The organism is Paenibacillus terrae (assembly GCF_005217525.1).
In the GTDB taxonomy this organism is placed as follows: Bacteria; Bacillota; Bacilli; order Paenibacillales; family Paenibacillaceae; genus Paenibacillus; species Paenibacillus terrae_C.
The window spans coordinates 831,316-847,504 of sequence record NZ_PNXQ01000016.1; the positions used below are offsets into that span (position 1 = coordinate 831,316).

16 protein-coding genes and 2 pseudogenes are annotated in these 16,189 nt (G+C 44.4%); 3 read left to right on the forward strand and 15 right to left on the reverse strand.

Going from position 1 to position 16,189, the window contains the following annotated elements:
* Positions 1-39: 39 nt before the first annotated feature.
* On the reverse strand, positions 40-1,173 hold the full coding sequence (locus tag C1I60_RS21380) for a tripeptidase T (protein WP_137063521.1): 1,134 nt from the start codon (positions 1,171-1,173) through the stop codon (positions 40-42).
* Positions 1,174-1,258: 85 nt separating this feature from the next.
* Here C1I60_RS21380 and prli42 point away from each other — a divergent pair, with 85 nt between their 5' ends.
* Positions 1,259-1,363: a stressosome-associated protein Prli42 gene (prli42, locus tag C1I60_RS21385; RefSeq protein ID WP_137063522.1), complete on the forward strand. Its 105-nt coding sequence runs from the start codon at positions 1,259-1,261 to the stop codon at positions 1,361-1,363.
* 122 nt (positions 1,364-1,485) lie between these two features.
* On the opposite strand, the gene lipB is transcribed toward prli42, so the two are convergent.
* The 6 genes from lipB to C1I60_RS21415 all read right to left on the reverse strand — a co-directional run bounded on the left by lipB (position 1,486) and on the right by C1I60_RS21415 (position 7,632).
* A complete protein-coding gene (gene lipB / locus C1I60_RS21390; protein WP_137063523.1) occupies positions 1,486-2,184 on the reverse strand; it encodes a lipoyl(octanoyl) transferase LipB in 699 nt (232 codons plus the stop codon).
* Between the two features lie 45 nt (positions 2,185-2,229).
* Positions 2,230-3,624: a dihydrolipoamide acetyltransferase family protein gene (locus C1I60_RS21395; RefSeq protein WP_137063524.1), complete on the reverse strand. Its 1,395-nt coding sequence runs from the start codon at positions 3,622-3,624 to the stop codon at positions 2,230-2,232.
* 88 nt (positions 3,625-3,712) lie between these two features.
* Complete coding sequence (locus C1I60_RS21400; RefSeq protein WP_137063525.1) at positions 3,713-4,699, reverse strand: alpha-ketoacid dehydrogenase subunit beta; 987 nt, start codon at positions 4,697-4,699, stop codon at positions 3,713-3,715.
* 2 nt (positions 4,700-4,701) lie between these two features.
* Complete coding sequence (locus C1I60_RS21405; RefSeq protein WP_137063526.1) at positions 4,702-5,730, reverse strand: thiamine pyrophosphate-dependent dehydrogenase E1 component subunit alpha; 1,029 nt, start codon at positions 5,728-5,730, stop codon at positions 4,702-4,704.
* Between the two features lie 141 nt (positions 5,731-5,871).
* Positions 5,872-7,293: a dihydrolipoyl dehydrogenase gene (lpdA, locus tag C1I60_RS21410; protein ID WP_137063527.1), complete on the reverse strand. Its 1,422-nt coding sequence runs from the start codon at positions 7,291-7,293 to the stop codon at positions 5,872-5,874.
* Between the two features lie 126 nt (positions 7,294-7,419).
* On the reverse strand, positions 7,420-7,632 hold the full coding sequence (locus tag C1I60_RS21415; RefSeq protein ID WP_137063528.1) for a hypothetical protein: 213 nt from the start codon (positions 7,630-7,632) through the stop codon (positions 7,420-7,422).
* 230 nt (positions 7,633-7,862) lie between these two features.
* On the opposite strand from C1I60_RS21415, the gene C1I60_RS21420 reads away from it, so the two are divergent.
* Positions 7,863-8,459, forward strand: a complete 597-nt coding sequence (locus tag C1I60_RS21420) for a thymidine kinase (RefSeq protein ID WP_137063879.1) — start codon at positions 7,863-7,865, stop codon at positions 8,457-8,459.
* 170 nt (positions 8,460-8,629) lie between these two features.
* Entirely contained in the window at positions 8,630-9,406 is a 777-nt protein-coding gene (locus C1I60_RS21425; RefSeq protein ID WP_137063529.1) for a sporulation protein, read from the forward strand.
* A gap of 99 nt (positions 9,407-9,505) precedes the next feature.
* On the opposite strand, the gene C1I60_RS21430 is transcribed toward C1I60_RS21425, so the two are convergent.
* The 8 genes and pseudogenes from C1I60_RS21430 to C1I60_RS26375 form a co-directional block, all read right to left on the reverse strand.
* Entirely contained in the window at positions 9,506-9,910 is a 405-nt protein-coding gene (locus C1I60_RS21430) for a hypothetical protein (protein ID WP_137063530.1), read from the reverse strand.
* 66 nt (positions 9,911-9,976) lie between these two features.
* Positions 9,977-10,087: pseudogene (locus tag C1I60_RS25935) on the reverse strand (hypothetical protein); the annotation flags it as partial.
* Between the two features lie 504 nt (positions 10,088-10,591).
* A complete protein-coding gene (locus tag C1I60_RS21435; protein WP_137063531.1) occupies positions 10,592-12,292 on the reverse strand; it encodes a methyl-accepting chemotaxis protein in 1,701 nt (566 codons plus the stop codon).
* 363 nt (positions 12,293-12,655) lie between these two features.
* Positions 12,656-12,781, reverse strand: a pseudogene (locus C1I60_RS21440) (sporulation initiation factor Spo0A C-terminal domain-containing protein); the annotation flags it as partial.
* A gap of 429 nt (positions 12,782-13,210) precedes the next feature.
* On the reverse strand, positions 13,211-13,339 hold the full coding sequence (locus C1I60_RS26240; RefSeq protein WP_289306538.1) for a hypothetical protein: 129 nt from the start codon (positions 13,337-13,339) through the stop codon (positions 13,211-13,213).
* Between the two features lie 707 nt (positions 13,340-14,046).
* Complete coding sequence (locus tag C1I60_RS21445; protein WP_170970865.1) at positions 14,047-14,550, reverse strand: hypothetical protein; 504 nt, start codon at positions 14,548-14,550, stop codon at positions 14,047-14,049.
* Positions 14,551-14,692: 142 nt separating this feature from the next.
* Positions 14,693-15,166 carry a P-loop NTPase family protein gene (locus C1I60_RS21450; RefSeq protein WP_170970866.1) on the reverse strand — a complete coding sequence of 158 codons (474 nt, stop codon included), beginning with the start codon at positions 15,164-15,166 and terminating at the stop codon, positions 14,693-14,695.
* 71 nt (positions 15,167-15,237) lie between these two features.
* Complete coding sequence (locus tag C1I60_RS26375; RefSeq protein WP_137063534.1) at positions 15,238-15,564, reverse strand: DEAD/DEAH box helicase family protein; 327 nt, start codon at positions 15,562-15,564, stop codon at positions 15,238-15,240.
* Between the last annotated feature and the right edge of the window lie 625 nt (positions 15,565-16,189).

A 16,189-nucleotide genomic window follows, 5' to 3' on the forward strand; every position in this document is an offset into this window, starting at 1 on the left:
TCTGTCTTTAGCCTGAACCTTATGTGTATCGCGTCAGTCTTACTTCGTCGCCTCTTGGATAAGTGCTACGACCACTTCGGCAACCTTCACCAGATCATCTGCCTTGATTTTTTCCTGTGTTGTATGAATGTTCTGGTAGCCAACAGCCAAATTCACCGTTGGAATTCCCAGTCCATTGAATACATTGGCATCTGAGCCACCACCGGAATGGAAGATCGGCGTTGCCAGTCCCAGCCCTTGTATAGCACGCTGCGCAACCTGCACAATTTCATCATGCTCTGTGAAGCTAAATGCCGGATAAATGACTTCGCTGCGGAATTCTCCTTGTGCACCAAATTCACGCGCAGTAGTTTCCAGTGCTTCACGCATATGCTGGATTTGATGATTTACCTTCTCCTGCACAATACTGCGTGCCTCTGCCCGGATCAGCACAAAATCGCATACAACATTCGTTGCTCCGCCGCCCTCGAAGCTGCCAATGTTAGCAGTCGTTTCCTTATCAATCCGTCCCAGCTTCATCTTGGAAATGGCCTTGGAGGCTACTTGAATGGCACTGATGCCATCTTCGGGGTTGACACCCGCATGAGCGGACTTTCCTGTAATTTTCATTTCAATACGAGCCTGCGTTGGCGCAGCCACACAAATGGAGCCTACTTCACCATTGGAATCCAATGCATACCCAAAGTCCGCATCCAGCAATTCCGGTTTCATTGCCCGTGCGCCGAACAGACCGGACTCCTCACCTGCCGTAATCACAAACTGAATTTGTCCATGGGGAATTTTCTGCTCACGCACGACACGAATCGCCTCGAACAAAGCGGCAATCCCTGCCTTATCGTCTGCCCCCAAAATGGTTGAACCGTCACTGCGAATCCAGCCATCCTCACCCAGCTGCGGCTTGATGCCTTGGCCTGGGGTAACGGTATCCATGTGGCAGGTAAAAAACAATTTAGGTGCTTGCTCCGCCCCTTCCGCTTTCCAGGTTACGATCAGATTACCCGAACCATGTCCGGTTCTTTCGCGGGAATCATCTTCTGTTACCTCTAGTCCGAGTGCATTGAATTTTTCTTTCAGAACACGCGATATTTCCTGCTCGTGCTTGGTTTCGCTATCCACCTGTACGAGTTCCATAAATTCTTGTAAGATTCGGTCTTTCACTACTTTTGCTGTCATTGAACTTCCCTCTCTTTCCCGTTTACGCTACAATACGGATAGATAGTCTTATATCTGACTTAAACCTATCCTAAAGGAGTTACACATGCAGAACAAAAAATGGGTTCGTTTTTTCATCTACATCATGCTCGCCGCGATGATTGGCTCTACGCTGTTCATGGTGATTGAGCCGTTGATTATGCCACTATAATGGATTGCGCCGCTCAAGATATTCTCCCATCCCAGTGCTCCATGGAGACTGTAGGCGGACAAGCTGTGGCGCAAGAAAACAGGCGGGCTTCCGTGTACATCACAGAATAGCCCGCCTTTGCTTTATTGGAGGGAATGACTTTGCCATTCCGCCGCAAATGAAAATTGCTCCTCAAAGTAAGGTACAATCTCTTTCGCAATCTGCTCTACTGTAAAAGCCTGCTGTGTGCAGTCCTCCAATGAAGTCACTCCGTATTCCTGGATTCCGCATGGAACGATACCCTGAAAGCCCTCATGCTGTATCCCTGATTTGATATTGAAGGCAAAACCATGACTGGTCACAAAGCCCCGACGGTGCTTACATTTGTTGAATTTGACTCCTATGGCCGCGATTTTAAGATTCCCGACCCATACCCCTGTGTATTCAGGCTTGCGACTTCCTTCAATACCATGGGAAGCCAGCAACCGAATGATCACCTCTTCCAGACTCCTGAGGTATCCGTGCAGGTCAAGTGCCTTCTGGTTGCCCAGCATAAGCAGGGGATATCCGACCAGTTGCCCCGGCCCATGATATGTAATGTCTCCCCCACGGTCAATCTGAAAGACGCTGATTCCCTGAGCCTTCAACTGCTCCGACGTGAGAAGCAGATGCTCAGGATGCCGCTGAGAGCCAATCGTGTAGGTCGGCGGGTGCTGGAGAAGCATAAGCGTTTCCCTCGCCTCCCCCGCATCCAGCTTCCCTACAATATCCTTCTGGATATCCCATGCATGGGCGTACTCCATCCTGTTCGTATAGGTTACATCCAGCGGTCGTCTGTTCACGGCCTGTCACTTCCTCTCCGTCCATTTACCCAACTGTTCGGATGATTAGTACAGCTTCGTATCTAAGGTGTAGCCTTCCAGGTTTTCTTTGATCCGTTGCAGGAATCGTCCGCAAATCACACCATCCAAAATCCGATGATCCAGCGACAGACACAGGTTAGCCATTGAGCGAACCGCAATCATATCATCAATCACCACTGGTCTTTTAACGATGGATTCAAAGGTCAGAATCGCAGCCTGCGGATAGTTAATCACCGGATATGACAGTATTGAGCCAAAGGAGCCAGTGTTGTTCACAGTGAACGTCCCGCCCTGCATATCGTCCAGCTTGAGCGTGCCTTCCCGTGTTTTACGTGCCAAATCGTCAATTTCACGCGCCAGTCCGGCAATATTTTTCTGATCCGCTTTTTTAATAACAGGTGTAAGAACTGCGTCCTCTGTACCCACAGCCAGCGAAATGTTGATATCTCTTTTAACGATAATTTTGTCCACAGCCCATACCGAATTCATGATCGGATATTCCTTGATGGCATTCACGACCGCTTTCATGAGGAAAGCCAGGTACGTAATGTTGATACCTTCTTTTTGCTTGAACTCGTTTTTGATCTTGTTGCGGAGCATCACCAGGTTGGTCACATCCACCTCAATCGTCGTCCAGGCATGTGGAATTTCCGAGACACTTTGCCGCATATTGCGGGCAATCGCACTGCGAATTGGTGTAACATCAATAAAATACTCGGATCTGTTGTTGCCACCCTCAACTTCGATCGGAGGAGCTTTCGGAGCTTCCGTCAAATGAATGCCGCTGTTGCGCACCGGAATTGCAGGGTCCATGTTTTGAACCGGTGTACTATTCTGAACAGCAGACTGCTGTCTCCCTGCAAAAGGAGAACCTTGCCCTTGTGTCGTTGCAGTTGGCTGTTCGGATACCCCTGCCTGAGCGAACCCACCCTGTTGTACATAATTCAGCACATCTTTGCGAGTAATTCGTCCACCCATGCCTGTGCCTGTCACCTGATTCAGGTCTATGCTGTGCTGAGCAGCCAGCGTTTGCACCGCCGGGGAAAACCGTCCCCGCATGGATTGATCGGAGGCAGCACCCTGCTGGGATTGTACTTGTGCTTGTGCGTTGCCTTGAGGTGCTGGCACAATAGGAGTCGCTCCAGTTGATGCAACAGGTGCAGCCGACTTCGTCTGAATACGGCAAATCAATTCTCCAACGGCTACCGTCTGACCTTCCTCAGCTAACAGATCACCCATAATTCCGTCCAATGTCGATGGAATTTCCGCGTTCACTTTATCTGTAATGACCTCGCAAATCGGTTCGAATTGCTCCACCGTTTCACCAGGTTGTTTCAGCCATTTTGCAATTGTCGCCGATACAAGCGATTCTGCCAATTGGGGCATGGTCACGTCGGTCCATTGTGTTTGGTCTGACATTTTTTCAACTCCTTAACATCATAGGAGGGCGCGTTTTACCGCAACCCACGCTACACTTTTGGAATGCTTTCGTCCAATCCGCTCTATATTAATACATTGCAAGACGGCGCATCGCTTCCTTAACCTTATCCTTGTTCAACATATAAAACTTCTCCATCGGCGGGCTGATCGGCATTGCAGGCACGTCTGGAGCGCACAGGCGCTCAATCGGCGCATCCAGCTCGAACAGACATTCCTCATTAATAATAGCGGACACCTCGGCACCGATGCCGCCCGTTTTGTTGTCTTCATGCACGATGAGTACCTTGCCTGTATGCTTTGCAGCTTCAATAATGGCCTGACGGTCTAAGGGCTGGAGTGTGCGCAAATCCACAACATGTGCGGTAATACCCTCTTCCTTCTCCAACTCCTCAGCAGCCTGCATAACAAAATGTAGCGGCTGGCTGTACCCGATGACCGTAATATCGTCACCTTCACGCAGCAAATTGGCTTTACCAATCGGAACGATGTAATCATCATCAGGTACTTCACCCTTGAGGAGCTTGTAGGATTTTTTGTTTTCAAAAAACAGCACTGGATCAGGGTCACGAATGGCTGCCTTCAGCAATCCTTTGGCGTCATAAGGTGTAAAAGGCGCTACAATTTTCAGACCCGGTGTGCCAAAAAAGATAGATTCCGGACACTGTGAGTGATACAAGCCTCCAAAGATCCCCCCACCGATAGGCGCACGGATTACAATAGGGCAGCTCCAATCGTTGTTAGAGCGATAGCGAATTTTAGCTGCTTCACTAATAATCTGATTGGTTGCCGGAAGCATGAAGTCCGAGTATTGCATTTCGGCAATTGGCTTCATTCCGTACATGGCCGCACCAATCGCAACTCCGGCAATAGCCGACTCTGCCAATGGCGTATCCAAGACACGCTGCTCACCGAATTGATCCATAAGACCCTTGGTGGTCGTAAAGACACCACCCTTAACACCAACATCCTCACCTAACACAAAAACCGTTTCATCCTTCTCCATTTCTTCCTTCATGGCAAGACGAATCGCATCAATATATTCCATAACCGCCATAATTACCGGCCCTCCCCATCGCTGTCAGCATAAACATGCAGTAGCGTATCTTCGGGCTTCGGAAAAGGCGCATTATCCGCATATTCAATCGCTTCCTTGACCTCGAGCAGCAGCTCAGCAGACAAATCCGCGTCCTTGGCCTCATCCCAAATGCCGCATTCCAGCAAATAATTTTTCATACGGGCAACGCCGTCCTTGGCCCAGTTCTCATCCACTTCCTCTTTGGTCCGGTAAGCCAGATCATTATCCGAGGTGGAGTGAGGAGACAGGCGGTACATCATCGCTTCAATAAGCGTTGGCCCCTCGCCACGAATAGCACGTTCACGCGCTTCCTTGACGACTGCATACACTGCCAGCGCATCGTTACCATCGACCCGAACCCCAGGGAATCCGTATCCCAAAGCACGGTCGCTCACCTTGCCTGCCATTTGCTTATGAATCGGAACTGATATCGCATATTGATTGTTTTCACACATAATGATGACTGGCAGCTTCTGCACACCTGCAAAGTTACAGCCTTCGTGAAAATCCCCCTGGTTGCTGGAGCCTTCACCAAATGTAACGAACGATACAAAATCCTTCTTCTGCATCTTGGCAGCCAGTGCTACACCCACTGCGTGTGGAACCTGCGTCGTCACCGGACTGGAGCCTGTCACAATTCGCAGCCGTTTACTGCCGAAATGACCGGGCATCTGTCGGCCACCGCTGTTGGGATCATCCGCCTTGGCAAATTGCGACAGCATCAGTTCGCGTGGCGTCATACCGACCGCAAGTACGAATCCGTAATCCCGATAATAGGGAAGAAAATAGTCCTTCTCCCGGTCCAGTGCAAAAGCCGCACCTACTTGTGCCGCCTCCTGCCCAATGCCGGAAACGTGAAAATTAATTTTCCCTGCCCGTTGCAGGAGCATGTTGCGCTCGTCAAACCTTCTTGCGAGCAGCATATATCTGTACATGTCAATAACTTGTCCGTGAGTCAGTCCCAGCTGTTCATGTCTGAAGCCAGCGTCTACAGCGCCTTTTGAACTCATTGAGGCACCTCCTTAAGTGTCAAACATCCTACTACCAGCACCTAGTACCATCTTGTCTTAAAACCTGGTACTAAACTCTGGCTAACCCCATTATAATCCTTTTCTCCCCAAAAAGAAAAGCACCGATTTATTAAGATAAAATTATATCCCTATCGCCTGTCCATCAACCGCCAGCATCGCTTCTCCCAAAATCTCCGACAATGTTGGATGCGGATGAGCCAGTTGTCCGACTTCCCATGGCGTAGCATCCAACAGCTGCGCAAGAGCCGCCTCGCTGATGAGATCCGTTACATGTGTACCGATCATATGTACACCGAGAATATCATTCGTCTTCTCGTCGGCAACCACTTTGACAAAGCCATCCCGGCTACCGTACACCAGCGATTTTCCGATAGCTTGAAAAGGGAACTTCCCTGTCTTCACCTGATGTCCACGCTCACGGGCTTCTTGCTCTGTCCAGCCGACACTGGCTGCCTCAGGACGTGTATAAATACAACGCGGAATCAGATGATTCGGTACGCTGTGAACCACTTCGCCGGACAGATGATGGACAGCCAGCAGCCCTTCATGGCTCGCCGCATGCGCCAGTTGTAAGCCTCCGATGCAATCCCCGATCGCATAAATATGCGGCTCATTCGTCTGCAAATGCTCGTTAACCGATATAAAGCCACGCTCTACTCGGATATCCGTATTTTCCAGCCCAATATTTTCCACATTCGCCTGACGCCCCACCGAAATAAGCAGCTTGGAGGCGCTGAGCGTTTCGGTTTCGTCTCCCTTTTGCACGTCAATCTGTACGCCTTCCTCATCCTTACCGTACGTTTCAGCCAGCACTTGCGAGCCCGTCAGAACCTTGACTCCACGCTTGGTTAACAGGCGCTGCATTTCACGCGAAACATCCTCGTCCTCGGTTGGAATAAGCCGATTCGCCGCCTCGACCACCGTAACCTCTACGCCAAAATCGTTCAGCATGGAAGCCCATTCCACGCCAATAACGCCACCACCTACGATAATCAGGGAAGCAGGCAGTTCCTCCATCGTCAACGCTTCGTCACTGCTCAAAATAAATTCGCCATCCGGCTCCAATCCGGGCAGTGCACGCGGGCGTGATCCCGTTGCAATAATAAGATGGGTAGGAACAATCGTCTCCATCTCGCCATCTTCCAGCTCCACGGCAACTGCGCCGCTTTTTGGTGAAAAAATAGACGGCCCAATCACGCGCCCTTTGCCGCTCAGCACCGTGATTTTATTTTTACGCATCAAAAATTGCACGCCCTGATGTAGCTGCTCCACAACGGCTACCTTGCGCTCCTGCACCTTAGGGAAAACAAGCTGCGCTCCCGAGGTCTCAATGCCGTATTGTGCACTTTCCTTAATCGTCGCATATACCTCCGCACTACGCAGCAAAGCCTTGCTCGGGATACATCCACGATGCAGACAGGTTCCACCTAGCTTGTCCTTTTCAATAATAACGACTTCCTTGCCGAGCTGGGCTGCACGAATGGCTGCCACATATCCCCCGGTTCCCCCGCCCAAAATTGCAACATCACAATGTATAGTCATACTTCTCCTCCATTAACATTGATTATATATAGCTTATTGTACTCTCTTTATTTCTCTGTACAAAATATAGTGTTTATGCATAGACTATGGGCCGTCTAGCAACCCGCTCGCGGCATCTGACATATATTATTCATACAAGGCGTCCCGCAACTTGGTAGACATCCTCGGCGTTTGGGCTGATTTGGCCCGTAGTGCTTTACGAAACGATTCATTTTGCTTGCGCAGAAGATCCAGCTCTGTCTCCAGCTCCGTGATCAACTCCTGTGCCTGTGGGCTTACCAGCCCTTGCTCCAGTAATGCTTCTTTTTTGGCACTATAATCCGTATCATTTTGGTTCATGCCTGTCCCCTCTTCCCTCTATTCCACTATACTTCACCATATCATGCTCACGGCAACAGGGCAATGACATCCACATTTACGTTCAAAGAATAGATATACAATAACATGTCGAAAAACAATATATTTTCTCTAGTCTGTTTGCTGCACATTATGGTAATCTATAATGGCCTTTTCTTTCGGGAATGATGATTCACAGCGTTATGCGCATGTTACAGAAAGGGGAATTCGCGTTGCCTACAGGACGAATTACGATCATTACAGGCCCCATGTTTAGCGAAAAATCCGGCGAACTGATTCGCCGCTGTCAAAAATTAATTCAATACGGGCACCGTAAGGTGGTCGCTTACAAACCGGCTGAAGATAACCGCTACGCCAAGGATGAAATTGTAAGCCGCATCGGATATCGGCTGCCTGCCATCTCCATTCCGAAAAAACTCACAGATGAGCTCGTACAACGGATTTTGGAAGAAACGAAGGATGCCGATGTGGTCGCCTTTGACGAAGTACAGTTTTTCAGTCGTCATATCATGACGTTGGTGGAGGAGTTAGCTTACTGTGGCAAGCATGTAATTGCAGATGGACTCAATTTGGACTACCGGGGTAAGGAATTCGGATATGTCGGCGGTTTACTCGCCATGGCAGATGACATCGAAAAGCTAGCTTCCTTTTGTGCCGTATGCGGAAGTTCGGAAGCTGTATATACCCAGCGTATGGTGAACGGAAAGCCTTCCACTGTAGGACCCATTGTAATGATTGGCGACTCAGAGGCGTATGAGCCACGTTGCCGTAATTGCTTTATACCACCCCATAAAGTGAACTGCGATTAGTACGGAAAATTTGCCGTCAGGCTGCGATAAAGGCACGACAACCAGCAGATTTTTTTCTTGTATTTTTTTGGAACGATTCGAGCAATTACCCCGTATATCCGGTTAAGCTGTACAAGTTTTCTTAGTTTTCGTTTGAACACTATGACCATGATATGATCGGGGGCTTACTTATGAGTTTTTTCAACAAGATCTTGGCTAGCGCAGGAATCGGTTCAGCAAAAGTCGATACATTGGTGGACCAGGCCGTGTATGTCCCTGGTGAGGAGCTTAGTGGCATCATGCGCATCAAAGGCGGTAAAATTGATCAGGAAATCGGCAAAATTGACATCGAACTCAAAACAGAATATATCGAAGAGCACGATGACAAGAAAACCACTTCCACCTGCTGCATCGCTCGGGTCAAGGTATCCGACGGCTTTCATTTAAAGCAAGGACAGGAGCTTGAAATCCCTTTTTCTTTTCGGTTGCCATTGGAAACACCTGTCACTCATGCCAAACAGCCCGTATGGCTGGATACAGCATTAGACATCGGTATGGCCTTGGACCCGACCGACCGTGATTCGCTCAAAATCGAGCCGCATCCTTATATGAGTACGGTGTTTGAGGCCGTTCACCTGTTGGGCTTTCGATTCCGTTCCTCCACCTGTGAACGTCATCCCAAGCTGGGACGCGGTGTTCCGTATGTACAGGAATTTGAATTTACGCCCGGATCGGAATATGCACGCGATATCGAGGAGTTGGAGCTAATTATGCAGTTGGAGCCTGAAGGCGTGCATGTGCTTGTGGAAGTGGATCGCAGAGGCAGAGGGTTATCCGGCTGGCTGGAGACTGCATTTGATATGGACGAGCGTCATGCCTGGTTGAGCTTAAGCAGACAAGAGCTGTCTTATGGACCAGATCATATCGCAGATGCGCTGGAGGAACTGATCGACAGACAGATTCGGTAAATATGTAGATATAACAAAAAAATCCCCGCCGTTTAACTCACGGTTGGGGATTTTTATGCTCTTCAAAATACTCTGCCGTTTCCGTATCATCTGCATCGGCTAAAGTGGCAACATGTCCTGTCGTTCCGCCTTGTGCTTGCAATCCTTGCATACCCCGTACAGAGAACCATTGTCATCTGCGTAAAAGGTTAATTTGTCTTCTTTTTTACAAAAGGAGCATTTCTGCTTGCCCGTGCCCTGGATAGAGTCAGACAGTCCAAACCCAGATTGGTCTTTAACACCTGTTGCGTCTGTATTCTCGCGGGAACCGGAAGATACCTTAGACTTGGACACGTTTCCGATGCGGGATTGTCGAACAGGCTTACGTGGACGAAATTCAACGACATTACTGCCCCGCTGTTCATTCACTTGTTTTTTGCTGCTGCGACCACGCCATGCCATAACAATCCAACCCAACGCCACCAACAACACGCCGACGATCACCCAAGTTAGACTATTCCACATGCCTTCATCCCCGCCTTTGCTTTAAAATCTTTTGGTTTGCTTCCATTTCCTCGTACAGTACAAGCTTTATCCTGTTTCGTCTAACGGAATCCCGTTCAATACAATAACCTTGCCTATAACCTTATCCATTGAAATATATCCAGGAAAACGACTGTCTGTGCTGTTCATCGGATTGTCTCCAGTACAAAAACGCTATCCCGTCGAAGTCCAATAACCCTTTTTACAAATTGTACATCATCCTTCTAAAAAACGATAATATCCCCTCGCTGAAAACTGTATCCCTTAAAGCTCTGCTACTATGCCTAGAGTCCTTTTGACATCTTCAATACCCAATTTATATTATAGCGTTTCAAATTCAAATGCTCCTGTCATGTTGTACATGTTAGCCAATCCAAAGCATATATAACCTACCCCGGCTTGATAAGAAAGCATCGCTTGTCTCATAATCAAGTTCTTCTTCCCATACATGAACAATCACTATTTTCTCGGGCATAGCCACGTCTAACACAAGTTTTTCCTCTTTTCTAAAAAGTCGATTTATTTTTATCCATAATCTTCCTCCTCAAAACATACAATCCCATCATTATATCGCTTCCATCGCCCTTACAAAATAAAAAGAGACAGCGTGTTATTACACACACTGTCTCTGCTGAATCTCAGCTTAATCTATGTTGATCCGAATTATACTTTGAACTTGCCGATTTGTCCTTGAAGGTCCTCTGCCATGGTAGACAGGTTTCTTGCAGATGAAGCAATTTCCTCCATGGATGCCAGTTGCTCTTGTGTTGCAGCAGACACATGCTGTGTTCCGGCTGCAGCTTCCTCAGCAATCGCTGAAATTTGCTTGACAAAACCAACAACTTCATCCGTACTTGCAGACATTTGCTCTGATCCAGCGGATACCTCTTCAATCTCACTCGCTACTTTATTAACAGTTTCCTGAATCAGTTCAAAAGAAGCACCTGCATTCTGAACGACTTCCCGACCTATCATGACATCTTTTCCATTGGACGCTACAGCCTCGATCGCATGGGCGGTGTCCTTTTGAATTAAACCAACAAGTTCTGTAATTTGTTGAGCAGAATGAGCCGATTGTTCAGCCAACTTGCGCACTTCACCCGCAACTACAGCAAATCCGCGACCGTGTTCTCCTGCGCGGGCCGCTTCAATCGCAGCGTTCAGAGCAAGAAGGTTGGTCTGACTCGAAATATTGGTGATTACATCAATAATCTTGCCAATTTCATCTGAACGCTCCCCCAATCCAGCCATAAGACCAGCCAATCCCTCCATGGAGTGATTTACAGCGTTCATCTGCGTAACAGCCTGTTGAATCAATTGGTTACCTTCAGCTGATTTGTGGGCCGCATCCTGAGCAGATGCAAATACATTTTGCGCACGGATAGCAATTTGTTCTACACCGATGGACATTTCCTCAATAGCCTGAGACGACTTGGTCACCATATCCACCTGTTCGCCCGTTCCTGTAGCTACTTCTTGTACCGTTTCGGTTATTTGTGCAGAAGCTTGGCTATTTTGCTCTGCGCTGGCCGTCAATTCCTCTGAGGATGTGGTTACCATTTCAGTCGTCTTACTAACCGATTGAATCAATTGGCGAAGGTTTTCAACCATCGTATTAAAGGAATGTGCCAACGTGCTAATCTCATCCTTACCCTTCACGACGATAGCTTCACCTGTGAGATCACCCGATGCAATGCTTTCAGCAGCACGACTGATTCGCAAAATGGGTTTAGTAATAATTTGGGCGATGATGAATGCCATAATCAGTGCCAATACAATAGCCGCAATACTTAAAACGACGACCATTTGTCTACCTGAGGTAAAGTTGTCAACGCCTTCTTGCGTAATCTGTTTTGAGCCATCTGAGTTCAGCTTGATGAGCTCTGTGATCTTATTGTTCGCGCTATCCCATAGTGCATAGGATTCTTTGTGCAGAATGCTGGATTGAACATAATCGTTAGCTTTCCCTGCTGCAATCACTTCTGGCAACTTATTTAGGTAATCTGCATATTTTTTGGAGAAATCATCATACATTTCACGTTCTTTAGGAGTAGCAATTAATTTTTCATATGTTTTCCGGCCGCTCTCGATCTTTTTCAAAACCTTATCGTATTCCGCCTGAACTTTCTCCACTTCTGCCGGGTCGGTTTCTACAACAATATTCAAGGAAAGCCGTTCTACATCAGATATATCACCGTTTAGCGTTCCCAGGATAGTCACACTTGGCATCCAATGGCTATCAATTTCCATCGAAGTGTCACCCAAGTTCTTCATTTTTGATATGGACACCAAACTAATGATGATCAATAAAGCAATTACCGCAAGAAAACCCAATAACAATTTTGCTCGAATGTTAAATTTCATACGTTCTCCCTTCAATCTCTTCATAGTACATATTATATCGACATGAATCGACACATTGTTTATATCAATCTAAAGAGATTTTTCAGAACTGTTTCCAAAAGGAAAATTTTACTTGTGATAATTAGTGAAGCTGATTCTGGTTTGTTTTATAAACAGCGTGGAATGTATGCTTAAAACCCTCATTTACCCATTCTATGATTTAAAATAGCTTTTTTTGATGAAGCATTAGCCTTCACAAATATCAAAAATACCGTTATTTATTGGATTTTTCACAACCCCAATAAATAACGGTATCAATTGGTATGCTACATATAAGTTTATCGATTCAAAACAGCCAAGCTCGGAACAATCATTCTAACCCTTTCAGGAAACTTTATTCTCAATCCGCAGCTTATCTGCCACCATCGCAATGAATTCGCTATTCGTTGGCTTGGATTTGGAGATATTAATCGTATACCCAAACAGGTGAGAGATGCTGTCAATATTGCCGAAGCCTTACGCATCAAGGTTTTTGAGGTGATTTAAAATAATATATTCATAAGTTATATGCAATCAATTTTTATCAATTGGTTGGTTTATGGTCAAGTAATTTAGTGGCTAATTTGTTTTACAGTCTTAACCATATCATAGCAATTATAAAAAAAATCAATTTATGAATGTAGCATACCCCCATAAAAAACTGCCCGAAGGCAGTAAAATAAACAAATACTATGATCTAAAATTAAAAATTTTATCATGCACCAAAATTATCTTATAATTATCAAAGACGTCTTCCTCAACAAAAAAACTTACCTTTTTATAAATTGATTGTCCCAGCCCGTTTGTCGCGTTAACATCATAAAGCAATTCAATTTTGTAATGCTTATCTGTTGCTGATTTCATTACCATATCCTGTTCACTCTCTGAACCTCAGTCAAATCAGTAAATTGACGTTTCAGGCTCCACAATTTGAATATCTTCACCATATGTATCTTGCCAACTTTTAATCTCTTTTTCACTTAAAATTCTTGGTCTGCCTCTACCTGCATTTTGTCTTGATTCGTTCAAATTATTGCCTCCAAATTTTGTGATCAAATGTTGATTTTATAAGCTATCCATTGAATACTAACCAGATGAATCCGTAGATTAAAGACATTAGCCCTATAATACCCAACAAGCAAAAAAGTAAAAGCATAAGAACAAATTTTTTACCGTCCATGATTAACACCTCATTATAGAAATAAGTCGGCTACTTCATTACATCTAATCTACAAACCGCCTCTATGGTAAGTCTATGCTGCTGCATGGGAAACGTAAAGATGAGTCCCCAAATTAATTTTAGCGCTATAATACCCATAATTTATGTACAACAAAGCCAAGGAATCAAAATCAGCTTCCACATCTTTTTGCTGCTTATGTAACTGTAAACAATAAAGAGAATCCAAATTACAGACAGTCACTTGTGACTGGATGACGTAGCAATAGCGCAGCGCTTGCGGAGAGCCTTTTGGACTTGACCTTTAAAAGCTTTAAGTGCAAGGGAAACTCAGTGGCAATAAAACTATTCCGCAACGCTGCATAGTAGTATTACTTGTCACCGTTTCCCCTCTTGCCTACGGCAATTCACCCCTTTGCTCCTGATTTTGTTTTTTTCAATTTGATTATGGTATCCATGCTCTGGACGCACAAAAAGCTATATAAACAAAGAATTATTTATCAATTTTATGGATTGTGGGTATCTATATAGGCATTTTCCCACCGTTTGGACGCAACATTTAGTCAAAAACTATATGTTTAGCCAATATCCAATACCTCTTGTTATAGTTTGGATTGGCATCACCATTATCTAATCGTCTTCTTCTATCCTTGTTCATCTTAGAATCATTGTTTATATTGTATGGTAGACTATTCTTTTGAAAATATATATTGAATTGCTCAACATCTTTTTGTTGTCTGCCTCTTCCATCACGCAAGTCTACTTTTTTAATTAATTCTGCTTGTTCTTCCTTGTATAAACGTTTACCTACAATTGTATCTAAGTAATCGGTAATATCAGCCTTTTCATATGTATCATCCAATATTGTATATGTATCTTGTTGGAGCTTCATTTTTATGTAGTTCATATATCCATTTTCTTCACTGACTACTTGTTCAAAAAACTGCTTGTCATAGATTTCTTTGAAGAACATCAAATCATTGATAGCTTTATCATATCCAACTTCATTATTTACTGGACGGTCATATACAATACGATTAGGCTGTTTCCTATACTTCTCCACATAGTTTGATGTTCCATGTTCTTGTAGGTATAAGGCAGGTTCGATCTGTTTGTCACAGTCTCTGATCAGTTTGTTCAACATTTTATTCGAGATATTTTTGATGATTACAGTGACTTTATCTGATTGGTCGACGATCCTCTTCCTACCCTAAGCACTGAATCAGAACGTCTATATCCATAATATCGACAATCACATACTTGATTAGTTTATCCTTTAGATTGATGCCATTGTCTAGGGTAGATGTGCTGAATACAAACTGTTCGTCAAACTTTTCATCAATCAGCATCTTACTAACCTTTTCTTTGTCCATGTGCTTTTTCTCTGGAGCAGTTCCAGAAGGAGAACAGACAAACATAGAGTTTTTAAATGTATCATGTAGTTTGAACGCCTTAGCTGAACTTTTAGTGAAACAGATCGCTTTGTGATTCTTGGGTATTTGACGTAGAAACTTTTCCAACACTTTGTCATTCTGATAGAAAATCAATTCCTTGATGTGACTGTAATCATGAGGAATAGAATAACTTTCGTGTTTTATATTTTTATACTTTAAGAATGCAATCATTGCATCAGCAGTTGCAGACATACATATTCTTATTTTACTTGTTTCATTGATCATCGCATAAAATGAATCTTCGGTGTTCTTGTTGTACCTTGATTCAGTTAGAAAATAGTGAAACTCATCGCATACTATGTACTTATAGTCCTCTTTGACAACCACACTATTTTTAAGTAGCTCCATTCATACTTTTGATACAAGATAATTGTAATTACATCCGACTTCCCATCCCTTTTAATTTCCTCTTGAAACTGTTCATTTAGCCTAGTTCGATTGAGAAAGAAAAGAATCCTAGCTCTCTCTTTCTTAGCTATGGGATAGAGTTCATTTTTTATAAAGTGGCTTTTACCAACACCTGTGCCAGCTTCAATTGTAATAATATCTCCACGTTGCCACTTGTGGATATGCTCAGTTAGTACATCTGAAACAGTAATCCTTTTCCTTGTTGATTGTGTCAAAATTTCTCCTTTCTGTTCATTAAATAAATATCTTTAATTAAAGATAAATAGACAGTTTACATAAACTAATGACGTTGTACCTATAGAAATATAGACCACTCCCTTTATTTTTCAGTTTTCAAAGATCACACAACAAATAAACTTAACGATCTAATATCAGAAAGAATAAATAAAACAACATTAAGTTTGCCAATCCTAAAAATAATTTTATTCCGACTATCCAATCTAGTATTCATCTCATTTACTTACTGTGTTTTAAATCTACTTTGTTAATTGTATTCGTGGTAATGCAATATGTATTGTCTACTACTTAACTTTTATTCCCTTTGATCCCGTTTCACTTTCGCCTCACTTTGTCTCTCCTTTCAATTTATTGTTTTCTCTCTATCACTATCTAGCATAGCATATATTCCCTTAATTACAATTTTTTTATATACTCCATTGATATATTTTTTCGGCTATAAAGTTTATCGATACAAAATAGCTATATATATAAGGAAGCGAAAAATTCCGATCACCATTTTGTTGGGCGCTCTGATCACCTACCCAAGCGCAACAATTTGTCACGGTGGTATTGGAGCATGGTGAGTTAAATTTGACGCAAGGTGGTTGTAAATCTTATTCC